Source organism: Paraburkholderia sp. CNPSo 3274, from assembly GCF_024206475.1.
In the GTDB taxonomy this organism is placed as follows: Bacteria; Pseudomonadota; Gammaproteobacteria; order Burkholderiales; family Burkholderiaceae; genus Paraburkholderia.
Map to the genome: position 1 here is coordinate 146201 of NZ_JAMBPR010000010.1, position 17664 is coordinate 163864.

Below are 17664 nucleotides of genomic sequence, written 5' to 3' on the forward strand. Positions count from 1 at the left end.
CTGTCCTTCAACCGTCGGCAGGCCGAATGCCGTCATCCGCGACGAGCCTGGCCATCAGGTCGTTGAGTGAGCCGAAATCAACAGGCTTGACCAGATAGCCGTCGAAACCCGCTTTCTGTGCCCGTACGCGTGCTTCGGCCGAACCGTATGCCGTCAGCGCAACGAGTCGCAGATCCCTGAGTTCCTGCTGCGCACGAATGCATTCGGCCACCTCATAGCCGCTCAGGTCCGGCAACTCGATGTCGAGCAGGACAACGGCGGGCCGAAAACCCGCGATGACCGCCAGGGCCGCGCGAGCGGTATGCGCCTGCTCCACCCTGTGCCCCGCCAGGGTCAGCAATGTTGCAAGGCTTTCCGCTGCATCCACGTTATCCTCGACAATCAGGATGCGCAGCGTGGGCGGCATGGCGTTGGCGACCGGTGTTTCGTGACTGCCGGGCGAGCCGGGTCGGCCCGTCACCGGCAAGGTCAAGGTGAAGGTGCTACCCCGTCCGACGCCGGCGCTTTGCGCCTCAAGGGTGCCTCCATGCAGTTCAGCGATACTCCGGGCGATCGCCAGGCCGATACCGAGCCGACTGGCGCGTTCCTGGTCGCCGCGTCTGACGGCTGAAAACAGGTTGAAGACATGCGGCAGGGACCCGCTCGGAATGCCCATGCCATTGTCGCTTACGCGAATGCTGAGCCGGTCATCGCGCACCTCAATCGCCAGTTCAATGGTGCCGCCCGCGGGCGTGTACGTCACCGCGTTATCCAGCAGGTTATCAATCGTCTGCCTCACGCGCACCGGGTCGCATTCCATCTGCACGTCACCAGTGGGCAGCCGGGCTTCGAGATGCAGCGCCTGCGCGTCGACACGCGCCTGGATCGCCTGGAGCGCGTGCCGGGCGATGCCAGCGATATCGACCCATTGCCTGCTGAGCGTGACCAGTCCGCGTTCGAGCCGCGCACCGTCGACCAGGTCGTCGATCAGATGGGCAAGGTGTGTGACCTGCCGGTCAATGATGTCGAGCGCGTGACCCTGCTTTTCGTCCGTTGCCACCATGCGCAGAAACGTCGATGAATGGCGAATCGGCCCCAGCGGATTGCGCAGTTCATGCGCGAGGAGCGACAGGAATTCCGCGCGCGACTGAGACTTCGGACGCACGGACTTCTGTCGTTTTCCAGACATCATGTAATAACTCCCAATGCGACCGCAACAGCGTCATCGATCTGTTCCGTCGCTTCTCTCCATGAAAGCGTGAAGGATCTGTTCCGTCAGGTTCGTCACGGAGACCGGCAGGTCATGGCGCGGAGCCCAGCCGGAACGGCAGCGTCACGGCGCACAGGCTGTTTGTGTCTTCCGTCGCAATGGTTCGGACGCTGCCCCCCAGACGCGTGACCATTTCCTTGACAAGTGCTATACCGAACGCCTCGCCGGGTGTCAGATCCGTTCCGGGCTCCTCGGCCACCTGACGACTGCGAGCAATGTGCATGCCTGTACCCGACACTTCAATCACCCATCGTTGCATATCGGCCTGCGAGAAAGACATTCGCAGTTCATAGCGATCCGTATGCCGCAGTGCATGCAGTAGCAGGTTGTGGAGGATCTGTCGGACATACGAGCGGTCACCGGTGACGTCCGCGAGCGTCTCGTCGAAATCCGCCGCCAGGGCGAGTCCTCGCTGTTCGGCGATGACGGCAAACGCGTGCACCGTCTCGTCAAACAAGGGCCGCAAGGCAAAGCGTTCGGACGCCGGAGCGGCTCGGTCGGCAAGAAGCCTCCCGTATTGCTCCAGCTGATCGACGAGTGCGTTCAGCTCGGCGACATGGTGATTGGCAACGAGCTGCAAATTGGGATGGCCGTCGCGTTCGGATGTGGCGACGCTGACGGCGAGCGGGTTGCCAATGTGCTGTATCTCGCGCGCGATGGAATGCAGCAGCTGCGCGCGCGAGGCGGCAAGTTCGGCGAGTCGCCCGCCGCTGAGCTGAAGCTGCCGGTTCGACTCCTCCAGCTGCTCCAGATAGGCGGTGGTTTTCTCGTTCTGCTCAGTGACGAACTGCTGCACGGAACTGCGGGAAACGACGCTGAAAAACTCTTCGATCAATGTCCTCGCTGTGCTTTCCCCGCTCCTGGCAATCTCCGGGTCCAGTTCGGGTAAGGCGTCGCTGACGGCCTCGAGGACAATCCGGCGCAGCACATCGAGCTCGCGCAACAGCTCTTCAAGCCGGTATCCCTGTTCCCATCGATGGTGCCCATGCTCCTGCGCATCGTCCCGGACGTCACCGGCAAGCAGCGCCGCATCCCGGCCGCGCAGGAAACGGCAGAGCTCGTCAAACAGCACCGGCAGATGATCAATCAGCTGCGCATGGGTCAGACGGTCGGATGCATCGATGTCGGCGTCGGCGTGCACCGTGCGCAGCCACTGCGCCGCGAGCGTGTTCCGTTGAGAAGCAACGTGGGCAGCGATCTGCGTGACTGGCGACGGGGAAGGGGTAGGGGTCATCGCGTTTCATATCGAAGCAGGCGGGTCACGCGAGTATGCACGCATCTGTGCCGGCAGGACGCTGTTCACGCTGAAATGGCCGCTGGAGCTCGCACTGTGCCGCCGCGTGTCGATCGGGCTCAACAAGGACGAGGCGCCCGCAACTCGTTGACGAAGGCGATCTTCTTCCATCGCCTCGACGAGGTTCGAGACCGTTCATGCGAGAGCCAGCGTTACCCGAGGGCGAACAAGGTAAGCACTTATGCGCTGCAGGGCATAATGCAGAGGTTTTTTTGGTCAGCGATCGCGGCCGCAGACGCCTGAACAGGCTAAGCGAGGCCAATCCGAGATTGGTAATCAAAAAAACCTCTGCAATATGTCGCAGCGGCGGACGCGCCGCGCGGGAAAGCCGAGATCAGCGCGCCATAGCGCGCCGATCGGGGTCATTCGGTGAACGCGAACGCGCCTTCCGCGGAAATCGCGGCCAACGGCAGGCGTCCGTTCGGCAGTTCGCGGGCGCGCAGCGCCTCATTCAACTGTGCGGTGTCGCCCGGGCGGCCGATCGCGAGAGCCGCTTCGATGGCGTAGTCATCCGGTATGGCGAGTTCCGCGCGAATTCGCTCGCGCTCGATGCCAGCGAGCCCATGTGCTTTCCAGCCGGAAAGGCTGGCCTGAGGCCCAAGTTGCGCCCACGCGGCACCGCTGTCGAATGAATGCGTGAGCGAAGCAACGGGATCCTTTGCGCCCGGTGGCACGAAGGATTTTTTCGAGAGGACGATCACGATGGCGGCGGCATGCTGGGCCCAACCGCGGTTGAAATCATTGAGGAAACCGAGGAAGCGTGACCAGGGCACCGTACCTCTGAGGGCATAGACGAAACGCCAGGGCTGGGAATTGTACGAAGAGGGCGCCCAGCGCGCCGCTTCGAGAAACGTGAGCAGCGTGGCTTCGGGCAGCGTGTCGTTCGTGAAAGCCCGCGGCGACCAGCGGTCGAGAAACTGTCGGTCGATCGCGTGGTCGGCGGTGCGTTGATTCGAGGTCGTCATGTGAGTGTCCTGGAGATGAGCGCAAGTAAAGAGGAGGCCGTGCGGGTACGCGGCCCCTCGATGCGACGAGTATAGAAGTGCGCCTCTTTGCGGCTAACGCATTTGTTTTGGGTTGCTTATGTTTATTCACGCAGCCGGGGTTGGAACCGGTTCGCCCGTCTGCACGGCTGATTCGCGCTTCACACGCTCGATGTCGCGATAGCGCGCCGCCGGATGCTCGTCGGGCAATCGCGCACCGCCGCCGAAGAGCTTTTCGCGCAAGGTGCCCGGCGCGTAGTCGTGCGGATACACGCCGCGGCGCTGCAACTCGGGCACGAGGTACTCGACGACATGCTCGAAGGTCTCATGTGCGAGCGCGTACGCCAGATTGAATCCGTCCACGCCGGTCTCTTCGACCCACTCCTGGAGGATGTCGGCAATTGTCGTGGGGGAGCCGACGAATACCGGTCCCATTCCGCCGACGCCGCCCCACTTCGCCAGCGCTTCGATGGTCCAGGTCGTGTCGCCGCCCGAGAGATGTTCGACAGCCGAGTGGATCGCATTCGTTTGCACGCGCTTGACCGTGTCGGTGGGCAGGTACTGCCCGAAGTCGATGCCGGTCCAGCCCGACATGAACACGAGCGAGCCGTCGTAGGAGACGTGGCGCTGATACTCCTCGAAGCGTGCCTGTGCCTTGGCATCGGTCTCGTCGACGATCACGGTGACGAGGTTGTAGATCAGCAGTTTGTTGGCATCGCGCCCGGCGAGCGCCGCCAGGCGGCGCACGTCCGCCACGTATTCGCGCAGCAGGTTCTTTGTGAGCGCCGCGACGAACACACATTCGGCATGCTGCGCCGCGAACGTTTTGCCGGGACCCGATGCACCCGCCTGAAACAGCACCGGCGTGCGCTGCGGAGAGGGCTCGCAAAGGTGATAGCCTGGCACTTCGAAATATTTTCCCTTGTGGCCGATTTCGTGCACTTTCTCGGGGTGCGTGAACACGCGCCGGTCACGGTCGCGCACCACGGCGCCATCTTCCCAGCTTCCTTCGAACAGCTTGTAGAGCACCTCGACGTATTCCGTCGCGACTTCGTAGCGGTTGTTGTGGTCGCGCAGGCCGCCTTGCCCGATATTCTTGGCGCCGCTTTCCAGATACGACGTCACGATGTTCCACGCAAGGCGCCCCTGCGTGTGATGGTCGGCCGTGGAGAGACGGCGCGCGAACGTGTAAGGGTGCTCGAAGCTCGTGGACGCCGTGATGCCTATGCCCAGATGCGACGTCACCATGGCAATGGGCGCGGCCAGTTGCAGGGGGTCGTTTACGGGAATTTGCGCCGCCTGATGCAGCGCGTGATAGTTGTTGCCCTTGTAGACGTCGTAATAGCCGATCACGTCCGCGATGAAGATCGCATCGAAAACGCCACGCTCGAGTATCTTCGCGAGGTCGGTCCAGTAATCGAGATCCTTGTACTGCCACGAGCGATCGCGCGGGTGGGTCCAGAGGCCTGGCGACTGGTGGCCCACGCAGTTCATCTCAAAGGCATTCAGGTGGATGGTTTTGCTCATGATGTTCACTTGCTCCCGCGTTCCGGTCCGTTGCCGATTTGCCAGAGAAAGGGCGGCTCGGTGCCGTTGATGGTCCAGTCGCCCACGATCTTCGCCTTGTAGACGAGCGGATTGTGCGACGACACCGCGCGTGCATTGCGCCAATGGCGGTCGAGCGCGTGGCCGGCGCGGATGGCAGACGCGCCGAGCGCATCGAACAGATGCGTCGCCGCGCGCAGCGCGAATTCGGAGGCGACGATCTGGGCCTGTGCCGAAGCGATTTCGGCTTCCACGTTTGCCGCGCGCTCGGCCTCGTCGTCACCTTCGAAGCGCGCCTCGTAAGCGCGCTGTGCGGCTTCTCCAGTCTGCAGCGCGACGGCCTTTGCACCATAGGCCCATGAGGCGATCTCGCCGATCACCTGCTGGATCTGCGCGTCGTCACTCACGCGCGGCGCGTTGCCGTGGCTGTAGATACGCTTGCGGCTGCGCACGAGGGTGGCGGCGTCGCGCCTCGCTGCCTCGGCAATTCCTGCGAGCGTGGCGACGTGAAAGAGCTGATAGAACGCGGTCTGATATTTGAAGCGGCGGCTGAAGTCGATGATGTTGCGGCCCTCGACCGTGGCGTCGCGAAAGAGCGTGGTGCCGCTGCCCGTGGTCGTCTGGCCGAAGCCGTCCCAGTCGTCTTCGCGAAGCACGCCGGGCTGGTCCGTCGCCACGGCCACGATCACGTCGCTGCCGTCCTCTTCGCGCTGCGCGAACACGTCGATCCAGTCCGCGTAGAGGCTGCCGGTGCTGTAGTACTTCGAACCGTTGAGCACGAAGCCGCCGTCGCGGCGCGCGACCTTCGTGTTGATCTGGCCGAGCGCGACGTCGCCAGCCTCGGTCCATGCATTGCCGACGAGCTGGCCGCTCACGAAGCGATCGAACCATGCGCGCTGGTCCGCGCCGGCAGGCACGTTCAGCCAGTCCTCGACGAAGGCGAAGTGCCCGCGCAGCGCCTGCGGCAGGTTCGAGTCCGCGGCGGCAAGCTCGATGAGCAGTTGCGCCAACTGCGCGATCGAAGCACCCGCGCCACCGTCACGCACCGGAATGCGCACGGCGCCGAAGCCCGCTTGCCTGAGCGCGGCAATCGCGTCATGCGGCAGCGTGCGCGAGCGCTCGCGTTCGGCGGCTTCGCGGCCGATCTCCGTGAAGATCGGGCGGAAGCGGGCGGCGAGGGTTTCGTAGTCGGCGCCTTGCGAGAGCGCGTCACGGGATCGGGAGACATTCATGCGTTCTTTCTCGGTTGGGGGTGGAGAGACTGCGCACCACGCAGCGAAGAAGAAAAGTATAGAAACCCGCGCGCTGCGGCTCCAATAACTGATTGATGAATCGATATCGGCTTGCCCGATTTGCTTCTGCGCGTTCTTTGCAATGTCGTCGAATTGGCTGTTGCGACAGCGGATACGCCCTGTTGCTGTCAGGCCGCTTTCGGTAGGGCGCCTTATCAAATGCAGACGCATGAATATGAGCATCGCTTCGTTGGGCTCCCTCCCATGCCTCGCTACGATGGGCAGCACTGTCCGCTAGCGATCCCCAACCGGCTAACCCAGCGATGTCCGCTCCGATTCTGACTGCCCACTCGATCACGAAGCGTTTTGGCGCGACGCTCGCGCTGTCGCGGCTGAACTTTTCCATCCACGCCGGAGAGGTCGTTGCGCTGATGGGCGCGAACGGCGCCGGGAAATCGACGTTCGTCAGGATCCTGAGCGGCGTGAATTCGCAGGACGAAGGCAGGCTCACGCTCGGCGAACACGCCTATGCGCCGGGTTCGCCCCAGGCGGCGAAGCGTCTGGGCGTGGCGACCGTACATCAGAGCATTGCCGACGCCGTGGTGCCCGCGCTGTCCATTGCCGACAATCTTCTGCTCGACGAACTTTGCGGCGGCGGAGCGCGCTGGTGGACGCCGCGCGCCTCCCGCTACACCCGTGCAGCCGCGCTGGCCGCGCGCGTGGGGCTCGAAGCCGACCTGACGGCACCGCTCGGTTCGCTTTCTCTCGCCGGCCAGCAGCGCGTGGTGATCGCGCGGGCGCTGGCTTCGCGCCCGCGGCTGCTGATTCTCGACGAGCCTACGGCCAGCCTTTCCACGAGCGAGGCCGCACGGCTCCATGCGCTAGTGGATGACTTGCGCGCGGAGGGCGTGGCGGTGCTGCTCGTCTCGCATCGGCTTGGCGATCTGCGAAGACTGGCTTCGCGGGTGGCCGTGCTCCGTGACGGCCGCATCGTGGCCGAACAGAGCGCGCCCATCGATTTCGACGCGGCGCTGGAGGCGATGATCGGCCGCGCACTGCCGCAGGCGCGAGTCTTGCCACGCACGGGCGAGGCGGGCGCGGAACCCGCATTGCGGCTGCGCGGCTTGCGCCTCACGGCGCATGGCGACGCGTTCGATCTCGACGTACAGCAAGGCGAGATCGTCGCGGTTGTCGGCCCGGTCGGCGCGGGGAAGTCGAGGCTTGCCCAGGTGATATTCGGCGCGTTGCGCGCGGCCGCGGGCGAGATGCGCCTCTACGGCAGCGCCTGGGCCCCGCGCTCGCCAACCGACGCGATCCGCGCGGGCGTATTCCTCGCCGGCGAAGACCGGTGGCGCACGTCACTCTTTCCCGACACCGTTGCGTTCGCATCGATCGCCGGCACGATCAGTTTTCCGTTTCTGTCCCGCTGGCAGCGCGGCGTGGGCCTGCCTCGCGATCGCGAAGCCGCGCAGGCGCAAGACGCCATCGAGACATTCGGCATTCGCTGCTCGGGTCCGGACGACCGCGTCGCGCGGCTTTCGGGCGGCAATCAGCAGAAGGTGCTGCTGGCGCGCTGGCACGCCGAGCCGGCCCGGCTGCTGCTGCTCGACGAGCCGTTCCAGGGCGTCGATGCGGGCGCACGGGCCGATATCGCCGCCGCGTTGCGCGAGCGCGCCGCTACGCGCGCGACGCTCGTTTTCGTCAGCGACCTCGAAGAGGCGCATGAAGTCGCCGACCGCATCGTCCTGTTCGACCGCGGCACAGTCGAACGCGTAGCCGTAGCGGAATCCCTCTTATCAGCCCACTCATGAGATCCATCACACCCACGGCAGCATCGGACGAGTCTTCCGCGCGCGACACGACCCGGCAGCGCCGGCACAGCCTCTTCGTCGCGCTCGAGCGCGGCGGGCTACTGCTCGTGCTCGTCGCTCTTGGCGTCATCTTCACGGTTCGCGAACCCGCGTTTCTGAACGTCGCGAACCTGTTCAGCATCTTGCAGGCCGTCTCGATCGTGGCGTTGCTCGGCATCGGTGTAACGGTCACGCTCGCCGCGGGCGGCTTCGATCTTTCCGTGGGCAGTGTCGCCGCCTCGGCGCAGATGGCCGCTAGCTATGTGCTCGTGGTGTGGCACGGCAACGGCTGGGAAGCCGTGCTTGCGTGTCTCGCGCTGGGTGTGGCGGCGGGGCTCTTCAATGGGTTGCTGATCACGCGCCTGCATGTCCCGGACCAGCTCGCGACGCTCGGCACGCTCTTCCTGCTTGCAGGCCTGCAACTGATTCCCACCGGCGGCCGCTCGCTTGCGAGCGGCACGATCCTGCCCGACGGCACCGAAGCGAGCGGCACGTTCCCCGATGCGTTCCTCGCGCTAGGCCGCGCACGCCTTTTCGACGTGGTGCCGGTGCCTGTCATCGTGCTCCTCGTGCTGACCGTGCTCGTGTCGTTCGTCATGGGCTCGACGCGTTGGGGCCGGGTCGTCTATGCGATCGGCGGCAACGAGACGGCGGCCCGGCTGGCCGGTGCGCCAACGGCCCGCTACCGGCTCGCGGCCTATGTCGCTTCCGCGACGATCGCCTCGCTCGGCGGACTGCTGATCGCCGCGCGCGTGGGGCGAGGCGACGTGAGCGCGGGGCATTCGTTGCTGCTCGATGCGGTGGCGGCCGCGCTGGTTGGCTACGCCGTGTGGGGCGCGAAGCGGCCCAATGTGCCGGGCACGGTGATCGGCGCGGTGTTCGTCGGCGTGCTGCTCAACGGTCTCACGATGCTCAACGCGCCGTATTACCTGCAGGACTTCATCAAGGGCGCATTGCTGGTCGTGGCGCTGGCGTTCACGTTCAGCATCGGGCGCCGGGCGGAAGGGCGCAACTGACGCCGGCAGACGTCCGGCAATGTTGCGGTTGGCAAAACTACACAATCTGGTCGAGCGGAGCAAATCATGGCAGAGACACTGGCAGGCAGCGAGACACTGGGCGCCGCTCCCTTAACGGAAGCCGCGCATGTGATTGCTACGGAAAACGAAGCGATTGCGGTCGCAACGGAGTTGGCCGTGCGGCTGGCCGTTGGCGCGGCGCAGCGCGACAGCGAGCGGCGCCTGCCGCACGAGGAGATCGAGTGGTTCTCGCGCTCGGGGCTATGGGGTATTACGGTGCCCAAAGCGTATGGCGGCGCTGGCGTGTCCAACGTCACGCTCACGGAGGTAGTCAAGATCATTTCTGCTGCGGACCCGTCGCTCGGGCAACTGCCGCAGAATCACTTCGGCCTCGTCGACGTGATCACGTTGACCGGCACCGAGGAGCAAAAGCGCGAGCTGTTCGGCGAGGTCCTCGCCGGCAAGCGCTTTGGCAACGGCTTCTCGGAAAAGGGCACGAAACACGTGCTCGACCTGAAGACGCGCGTGCGCCGCGACGGCGATGACTACGTCGTGGACGGCACCAAGTTTTATTCGACGGGCGCCCTGTTCGCGCATTACGTCCCCGTGCTCGGGCTCGACGAGGACCGCAGGGGCTGGCTCGCCTATATTCCGCGCGGCACGCAAGGGCTCAGCGTGGTGGACGACTGGTCCGGTTTCGGTCAGCGCACCACCGCTAGCGGCACCGTGACACTAGAAAATGTGTGCGTGCCGGCAAGGCTCGTGTTGCCCGCGCATCGTGTGTCCGAGCAGCCCACGCTCAACGGTCCGCTCTCGCAGATCATCCAGGCAGCCATCGACGCAGGCATTGCCCGCGCTGCGATCGAAGACACGCTCGCGTTCGTGCGCTCACGCTCGCGGCCGTGGGTCGATAGCGGCGTCGACCGTGCAAGCGACGACCCCCTGACGATCCGCGAGGTCGGCAATCTGCATATCCAGTTGCATGCCGCCGAGGCCTTGCTCGAGCGCGCGGCGCGTGTGCTCGATGAACTCGCCGCAAAGGGCGAGACGACGGAGGACGACGTGGCGCGCGCCTCAGTCGCCGTGGGGGAAGCGAAGGTGCTCACGACACAAGTCGCGCTGCTGGCCGGCGAGAAGCTGTTCGAACTGGCCGGCACACAGTCGACGCTCGGCGTGCACAACCTCGACCGCCACTGGCGCAACGCACGAACGCACACGCTGCACGATCCGGTGCGCTGGAAGTATCACCTTGTTGGCAATTACTACCTCAACGGCGTCAAGCCGGCACGTCACGCCTGGAACTAACCACAACGCACAAACGGGAACGTCATGAAGACATCGATTCAACGGCTCATTCACAACGGCGCACTGGCGCTCTGCACGGCGGCCCTGTTCGGCACGCTCACGGCGCAGGCCGCTGCACTGGCTGGCGCCCCGGCGCCGTTCGACAAAGGCGGCGTCAAGATTGCGCTCGTTAATTATCTTTCGGAGGGCGACTTCTTCCAGGCCTACGAGGCGGGCGCGCAGAAGCAGGCGAAGGCGCTCGGCATCGACCTGCGCATTTACGAAGGGCGCCAGGACGCGGCCGAGCAGCGCGACCAGATCCAGCAGGCCATCAATCTGGGCGTGTCGGCGATCATCGTCAATCACGGCTTGCCCGAGTCGCTCAAGGATGTCGTGCAGCAGGCGCTCGACAAGGGCATCAAGGTCGTCGCTTTCGACGTCAATCTGGCCAATCCGAAGGTCCCGCAAATCGAGCAGAGCGACAGCGACCTCGCTTCGCTGCTGCTCGCCCAGGCAGTCAAGGACAACGGCAGCGCGTTTTCCGCGGGCTATGTGTACGTAGCGGGCTTTGCGCCGCTCGACCGGCGCGACGCCGTCTGGCAGACGTTCAAGCACGAGCATCCCGGCATCCAGGAAAAGGCGCGCTGGGGCACCGTGGACAATCCGATCGCGCAGTCGGTTGCCAATCAGGCGGCTGCCGCCTACCGCGCGCATCCGGATATTCGCGTGGTCATTGCCCCCTATGACGAATTTGCGCGCGGCGCCAATCTCGCGGCGAATGAATCGAATGTGGCGAGCAAGGTGCGGATCTACAGCGCGGACATCTCGACTGCCGACATCGAGGCGATTCGCGCGCCGAACAGCGCGTGGGTCGCCACCGCGGCGACCAACCCCGCCGTGGTGGGCGCCGTGTCGGTGCGCGCCGCGGCGCTCAACGTGGCCGGGCAGCCGCTCGACCATCACATCCTCGTGAAGCCCGCGCTCGTCACGCGCGACGATCTCGTGAAGAACGATATCCACACCATCGCGGAACTGGGGGCGAAATTCCCGGCGTTCCGGGCCAGCGACGCAGCGACGGCGGCCTGGATTCCCGTCGAACAGTGACCTTGATTGGGGCGCTCGACGATAGTCATTGCGCTTCTTTCGATCTGACTCATCGGAGCGCGTATTACGCTTTCAACCGGAAATCATCATGAGCACAGCCGTCGTCCCAGAAGAAGCCCAGATCGTTGTCCGGCCGCTTTCAGCGCATATTGGCGCGGAAATCAGCGGCGTCGATCTCTCGCGGCCCGGTGTGCCTTTGATTTTCGTGCAGGTTTCCGGTTAGACGCGCCTCGGCACTGTCTGGCCTTGCCATGGGGCCCTTAATAAATTTCTTAAGGAATCAGTGGCTTGCTGTTTGGCTCTTCTGGTTGACATTGAACTTAAAGGACCAGACCACGAACGAACTGTGTCGTCGACGATATCCTTTAACTCGCCTTCCGCCAGGATAGGCGAATTGAACTTCAACGCCAGAACTTTCGCAGGCCTTCCCTAGCGCTGGAAAAAGTCAGCAACGCGGTGAAATGCGGCTTTTGGCGCCCAAGGCGGCATTTGGTTTGATCTCGGGTCGCCGTCGGGAAAGGTCTTGACCAGGGAGAAGCTCATCATGTCCAGGTCTCGTGCCCCTTCGCCGAAGCGATAGCTCGGGAACGAAAAGACGTAGATGAAGACGCCATCCACTTCTGCGCCCGACAGGAGTTCCAGTTGTTCTTCCACATATTCGGCTTGTTCTCGTTCGCTTCGCGTGGGAACAATATTGTTGACGAACTTTCCCGTGCCGTCAGGGTTTTGCCCCTCCAATAGCATAAAGCCGCCAGCGCCGCGGGCAGCGGCCCCCTCATAGGCGCACGAGCCGACCTCCATAACGACAAGGGGGTTGCCGATTCGGAAGCGATCGAGACCGGCGACGTACTCGCTCGCCGTCTCCCCATTTCGGTAGTAGTCGACACCAACAACGTCGAACAGGCTCCAGTCGACGTTCTCCCACGTGCCGGAAGAGTAGGTCACGGGCCCGCTGAATTCTGCCCTGACGGCGGCTGTGATGGCCGTGAGGGCGTCATGGAGCATCGTGGACTTCTCCTGAAAGACAGCCGGGACTTTGGGCCCGGTTGCGTCGGCAGCCTGGGAACCAAGCCAGGCAACGCGTTCCATCAATGTTGCACCAGGCAGTATCCCGTCGTTGAACAGGGTGATTTCACAGCCGCAAACAAAGACAATGTCAACACCGTCCCTGCGGAGCTCCTCAGCTGCGCGCGCCGCTTCCGCGAAATAATCGGGAAGCTCGCGAGTCGGCACGTTCATCTTCCATGGATTGAAGAAGACGGTTAGGCCAGCAGCATTGGCGATGCGCGCTGTAGTGACCAGGCGTTGAATCTCTTCGCCCTCGATGCGCACAGCATTAGCGTGGAGACCGGTGGCGATTGTATTCATATCATGTTCGGCCAGAGCGTGGCTGAACGGCTCGACCGAATAGGGCTGATCCGAAACAAACCTCAGCCCTACGTCATAAACGACACCGCGATACTTCATCCTTTTTGTTTCTCCAGTTGCTAAAGCGGATCCGTCGATTGATCTTAGCAGCCAACGAGCTTTGGCGAAGCGATAACGCCATAGTGCGCCGCGGCTTTGCTTGTTACGTCGGTCGGGGGGCGCGATGTTGATTGACGGCGCCTGAAGATCGGGACTCGAAATCTGGGGACTCTTACTTGCGCTGTTTGATGCAAATCGGGGTAAGAAAGTGGACTTCCTTTGTGTCGAACAGATCGTTTGTCGCGTTCGTATAGCCGGCACGGTAGGTTCGAGTCGGCTGGACTTCCAGCCACTGATCGGCCGTGCCGTTCCAGACTTCAAAGAGCACTAGAACGTCGGGGCTCTCAGCGTCCTCACTGAGTACCGCGCTGACAAAATCCGGCTCCGCAGACATTGCGTCGATGAGCGCGTTGATGCGAGGGAGGAATTGATCTTTTCTACCGGCTACGAGATTGAATCGCACATAGAGCGAGACCATGGTGGCGTCTCCAGTCAGCTCTGGCGACCACTGGAAGCTTCGACGGCTGGCAGTGTCACCATATTTGCTTCCGCAGGGCAGCGCGGACACAGTCGTCTCCGGGGCCAACGGGGTGATCGACGGCCCCGGATTGCGGTTATTACTCAAACTGCTGAATCGTTGCGTTGTACGCGCGCGTCGCCATCTCTTCCAGCGGAAGCTTGCGTTCGACTTCGGAGAGTATCTCGACGCCCCAGGGACCATCAAAGCCGGTTGCCTGAACGGCTTTGATGAAGCTCTTTACATCGAGAACGCCTTCGCCGGGGAGACGACGTTTATGGCAGGTGTCCATCCACAGGGGCTCGATCGCGTAGCGGTCCGCATCGTCGAGCTCAATGCCCTTAATGAACTCGGGCTTGATCGTGGCGATCTCCTTGAAATCGATGTTGCCGCGCGAGAGATGCCAGATGTCGAGCAGGAGTCCAGCATTCGCCTTGTTGGCGCCTTCGACGATCGCCCTGCCGGTCTCGATCGTCCGAACGTTGCTGAACGGCATGATTTCGAGCATCACTTGCGTGCCGCGCTTCTCCGCGTCTTCGGCCAGCTTGCCGAATTCTTCCACCATGAGCGGGACATTTGCGGTTTCTTCCCCGATGCCGGGTCCTACCTTGACGATGCGCGCGCGCAGTTCTTCGGCGGCCTTCAGGTAGTAGTAGCGCATGCTGTCGGACGTACGGCGACGTTCGCCGGTCTGGTACCAGTCGACGAGGAACTCGAACTCGACATGCTTGATGCCGTTGGCTTCGAGGATGTGTCGCATCTCGGCAAAGCCGATCTTGTCGGCGGTCGCGTAAATGTCGGAATGAATGAGCCCGATGCCTGACCATCCGGCCTTGGCAGCAGCCTCAACCCGATGCCTGAAGCTGAACGGGCTGATCTCGGTCGGACCAAACGGATAAACGTCGCCCGACAGCGTGAAATAGGCTGCGACGAGCTCAATATTGGATTTTGACATTTCGACTCTCTCGATAGTGAACAGGTGGGTGACGAGATGGAACCGGTCACCATGAATACCACTATCGCGTAGAAACCCGGGCGGATAAACACATCCGCATTCCACTGAATGTAGAGATTTGCTCTACAAAGGCTGGTGGCTGTGAGATAGGCAGCCTCGAATCCGATTGTTCGCCTCCGCGCGTCTCATCGACGCGCCTGCAGCACATTTTTCCGCTGCAAGAAAATAACTTTTCGTCGGACCGCATTTTTCTTTCCGCCTGCGCCCCTTACTGTTGCCTCGAAAACATCAGAAACCAAACACTCAATTTTGGGTGTGGTCCAAAAGGAGACAACTCATGATCATCCGCAATCGCATCCTCGCTGGCGTCGCCCTCGCAACGCTGTTGACGTCGTTGAGCACCGTCGCGAGCGCAGCAAGCCAACCGCACGTGACATTGCTCATGCCGACCCAGAGCGTCGAATACTGGGCGCTCTACATCAAGGGCTTCAAGAAAGAGGCACAGGCTCAGGGCATCAACCTCGATGTGAAGGTCACGAACTACGACGCGAACGAACAGGCCACGCAGGTCGAGCAAGCCCTCGCACAAAAGCCGAACGTCATCGTGCTCGTCCCGGTCGACTCAAGCGCGATGGTCCCGTCGATTCGCAAAATCGACCAGGCGAAGATTCCGCTCGTGATTTCCAATTCGATGCCGGATCAGAAGTACTCCCGGTACTGGAAGGTGTTCACCGGGCCGAACGATATCAGCAACGGTCAGGCTGCCGCCAAGGCCATGATCCAGGGCTTCAAGGATAAGGGCTATGGTGCGAGCGGCAAGGTGATCGTCATCAATGGGCCGATGGGCACGCCGCCGCAGCTCCAGCGCTACCAGGGGTTCGTCGACCAACTCAAGAAAGATGCACCGGGAATCCAGGTCGTGGGCGCTCTTCCGGGCGACTGGGACGCCGTCAAGGCGAGCGCGGCCGCTTCGGCACTGTTCACCCAATACAAGGATGTGAAGGGCGTTTACACCGAAAACGACGCACAGCTGCGAGGCACCGTTACCGCAGCCGAACGGCTTGGCCTCGATCCCTCCAAGCTTGTGCTCGTCGGCCACGGCTGCGACCAGTCAGGCGTCGACCTGATTAACGCCGGCAAGGCATACGCCGATGTCGAGCAGTCTCCTTTCGACGACGGCGCGTACGCCGCCAAGGCAGCAAAGATGCTGGCTACCGGCGGTACCCCGCAGGCGCTCCAGTATCTGCCGAATCCGATCGCGACAAAGGCCGACGTGAACGTCTGCTATTCCCAGCAGAAGTGATCGACGGTTGAGGCAGTAGTCAATTCTGCCTCGCGCTCTAGTTATTTCGACGATCGCGGCACGACGTGCCGCGATCGATATTTGGAGGTTTGGATGAGACGAGAGATTGGTGTCGGCGTGATCGGAACAGGCTTCATGGGAAAGGCGCATGCGCTCGCCTACCGTGCTGTTCCGAACGCCTTCCCGGAGTCGGTGCGGCCGCGCCTTGTCGCGGTGGCTGACGTCAATGAGGCGGGTGCACGACAAGCCCAGCAGCAGTTCGGGTTCGAGCGGGCAACGACGGACTGGAAATCACTGCTCACAGACGACGCAATCAAGGTGATCTCCATCACGACGCCGTGCAGCCTGCATCGCGAGATGGCGCTTGCGGCAATTGCAGCTGGCAAGCACGTGCACTGCGAAAAGCCTATCGCCCCTTCGGCAACCGACGCACTGGCGATGGCCGAGGCCGCCGCGGCGGCAGGAACGGTGACGCAGGTTGGGTACAACTACATCAAGAATCCGATGCTGGCTCTCGCGCGCCAAATGATCGCGGATGGCGAGCTCGGTGAAATTACAAGCTTTCGTGGGGTGCACGCCGAAGACTACATGGCAGACCCCGAAATTCCCTACGGCTGGCGAGTGGATCCGGAAAACGGCGCCGGTGCGCTCGCGGAGATCGGCAACCACATCATCGGGCTGTCCCGCTTCCTTCTCGGGCCGATCGAGGAGGTGACCGCGCGGCTCGAGACCGTCAACAAGACACGGCCGGTCGCACCGGGCGCGCGCGAGCGGCGGACGGTCAAGGTCGACGATATTGCCCGGCTGATGGTCACGTTTGCGCGAGGCTGCTCAGGCACTCTCGAAGCAAACTGGGCCGCGACGGGGCGCAAGATGCAGCTCGAGTTCGAAGTCTATGGAACGAGGGGCGCGCTCGTATTCTCCCAGGAGCGTTTCAACGAACTGCACTATTACCGCGGCGGTGACGACCCGCGCACCTCCGGATTTACCCGTATCGAAGCGGTGCCTGCACACCCGCCGTATGCCAATTTTACGGTCGCAGGCGGCCACCAGATCGGATTCAACGATCTCAAGACCATTGAGATGGCCGGATTCCTCGATGCGATTGATCGAGGGGGGCGGGCGTTTCCCGACTTCAAGGAGGCGTGGGAGATCCAGCGGGTCGTAGACAGCGCCATCCAGTCATCCGTCGAAGGGCGTTCGATCGCGATCTGACGGAAAGGAGTTCTCCAGCGCTTAAGCGGCCTCTGGCGAGAGCCTTCGCCGGGGCCGCTTTTTTTGGCCCGAAATGCGTTCACAAGAACGATGCCGATATTTCCGCAGGGAGGAAATATCATTTTTCCGCCCGGCATTTTTCTTTTGGGGGCGACGAAATAACCTTTTGGACAACAACAGCGAAACCGCGGCAGCGGTCCACAACACGGAGACAACGTCACGCCCGAACCTGGGCGCAACGCATCCCACCGGCATTTCTCCCTGTGGTTCCGCACCTCCTGATGGACCGCACGCGCCCGTTGTGCCCGGCCCGTCGACATCGGGATCAGCAGTCTCTTTCGGACCTTACGCGCGACCGCCCCGTTCTGAAGGCGGTGCCGATCCGGGAGTAGTTGGCGGTATGAACCGCCCCGGGTTTCCCGGAGGCTGTTTTGCTTGAGTCACGCCGCGATGGCGGACCCAGCGAGTTTTGAATAATAAGCGGCTTCTGCCTCGGCAGGTGGAATGTTGCCGATGGGGCCGAATAGTCGACGATTGTTGAACCAGTCAACCCATTCGAGCGTCGCCATTTCAACGGCCTGCGGATTGCGCCACGGTCCGAGGCGATGGATCACCTCTGCCTTGTACAAGCCGTTGATCGTTTCAGCCAG

15 protein-coding genes and 1 pseudogene are annotated in these 17664 nt (G+C 62.8%); 7 read left to right on the forward strand and 9 right to left on the reverse strand.

Annotated elements, in window-relative coordinates; genetic code table 11:
* Positions 1-7 precede the first annotated feature (7 nt).
* The 5 genes from M3I54_RS09330 to M3I54_RS09350 form a co-directional block, all read right to left on the reverse strand.
* Entirely contained in the window at positions 8-1171 is a 1164-nt protein-coding gene (locus M3I54_RS09330) for an ATP-binding protein (RefSeq protein ID WP_254335010.1), read from the reverse strand.
* 109 nt (positions 1172-1280) lie between these two features.
* The gene (locus M3I54_RS09335; RefSeq protein ID WP_254335012.1) at positions 1281-2483 is read right to left on the reverse strand and encodes an RsbRD N-terminal domain-containing protein; all 1203 of its coding nucleotides are present in this window, start codon (positions 2481-2483) and stop codon (positions 1281-1283) included.
* Between the two features lie 422 nt (positions 2484-2905).
* Positions 2906-3508, reverse strand: coding sequence for a nitroreductase family protein (locus tag M3I54_RS09340; protein ID WP_254335014.1), 603 nt, complete (start codon positions 3506-3508; stop codon positions 2906-2908).
* Positions 3509-3634: 126 nt separating this feature from the next.
* Positions 3635-5053, reverse strand: coding sequence for an LLM class flavin-dependent oxidoreductase (locus M3I54_RS09345; protein ID WP_254335016.1), 1419 nt, complete (start codon positions 5051-5053; stop codon positions 3635-3637).
* Between the two features lie 5 nt (positions 5054-5058).
* Complete coding sequence (locus tag M3I54_RS09350; RefSeq protein ID WP_254335018.1) at positions 5059-6303, reverse strand: acyl-CoA dehydrogenase family protein; 1245 nt, start codon at positions 6301-6303, stop codon at positions 5059-5061.
* A 323-nt stretch (positions 6304-6626) separates the two neighbouring features.
* Between M3I54_RS09350 and M3I54_RS09355 the strand changes: the two genes are divergently transcribed.
* The 5 genes from M3I54_RS09355 (at position 6627) to M3I54_RS44810 (ending at position 11780) form a co-directional block, all read left to right on the forward strand.
* Positions 6627-8114: a sugar ABC transporter ATP-binding protein gene (locus M3I54_RS09355; RefSeq protein WP_254335021.1), complete on the forward strand. Its 1488-nt coding sequence runs from the start codon at positions 6627-6629 to the stop codon at positions 8112-8114.
* Complete coding sequence (locus tag M3I54_RS09360; protein WP_254335022.1) at positions 8111-9169, forward strand: ABC transporter permease; 1059 nt, start codon at positions 8111-8113, stop codon at positions 9167-9169. The genes M3I54_RS09355 and M3I54_RS09360 overlap by 4 nt, the downstream gene beginning before the upstream one ends.
* A 66-nt stretch (positions 9170-9235) precedes the next feature.
* Positions 9236-10474 (forward strand): SfnB family sulfur acquisition oxidoreductase, encoded by a 1239-nt coding sequence (locus M3I54_RS09365; protein ID WP_254335024.1) that lies wholly within the window; start codon positions 9236-9238, stop codon positions 10472-10474.
* Between the two features lie 24 nt (positions 10475-10498).
* On the forward strand, positions 10499-11557 hold the full coding sequence (locus M3I54_RS09370; RefSeq protein WP_254335026.1) for a substrate-binding domain-containing protein: 1059 nt from the start codon (positions 10499-10501) through the stop codon (positions 11555-11557).
* Positions 11558-11645: 88 nt separating this feature from the next.
* Positions 11646-11780 carry a hypothetical protein gene (locus M3I54_RS44810; RefSeq protein ID WP_302058891.1) on the forward strand — a complete coding sequence of 45 codons (135 nt, stop codon included), beginning with the start codon at positions 11646-11648 and terminating at the stop codon, positions 11778-11780.
* Between the two features lie 206 nt (positions 11781-11986).
* Here the strand turns inward: M3I54_RS44810 and M3I54_RS09375 are convergent, their stop codons facing one another.
* From M3I54_RS09375 to M3I54_RS09385, 3 genes are all read right to left on the reverse strand, one after another.
* Positions 11987-13024, reverse strand: coding sequence for a hypothetical protein (locus M3I54_RS09375; protein WP_254335029.1), 1038 nt, complete (start codon positions 13022-13024; stop codon positions 11987-11989).
* A 172-nt stretch (positions 13025-13196) separates the two neighbouring features.
* On the reverse strand, positions 13197-13592 hold the full coding sequence (locus M3I54_RS09380; RefSeq protein WP_254335031.1) for a putative quinol monooxygenase: 396 nt from the start codon (positions 13590-13592) through the stop codon (positions 13197-13199).
* Between the two features lie 49 nt (positions 13593-13641).
* On the reverse strand, positions 13642-14601 hold the full coding sequence (locus M3I54_RS09385) for a sugar phosphate isomerase/epimerase family protein (RefSeq protein ID WP_254335033.1): 960 nt from the start codon (positions 14599-14601) through the stop codon (positions 13642-13644).
* A 232-nt stretch (positions 14602-14833) separates the two neighbouring features.
* Here M3I54_RS09385 and M3I54_RS09390 point away from each other — a divergent pair, with 232 nt between their 5' ends.
* The gene (locus tag M3I54_RS09390) at positions 14834-15799 is read left to right on the forward strand and encodes a sugar ABC transporter substrate-binding protein (RefSeq protein ID WP_254335034.1); all 966 of its coding nucleotides are present in this window, start codon (positions 14834-14836) and stop codon (positions 15797-15799) included.
* Between the two features lie 93 nt (positions 15800-15892).
* Positions 15893-17014, forward strand: a complete 1122-nt coding sequence (locus M3I54_RS09395) for a Gfo/Idh/MocA family protein (protein ID WP_254335035.1) — start codon at positions 15893-15895, stop codon at positions 17012-17014.
* Between the two features lie 440 nt (positions 17015-17454).
* Here the strand turns inward: M3I54_RS09395 and M3I54_RS09400 are convergent.
* Positions 17455-17664 (reverse strand): annotated as a pseudogene (locus M3I54_RS09400) (IS3 family transposase); the annotation flags it as partial.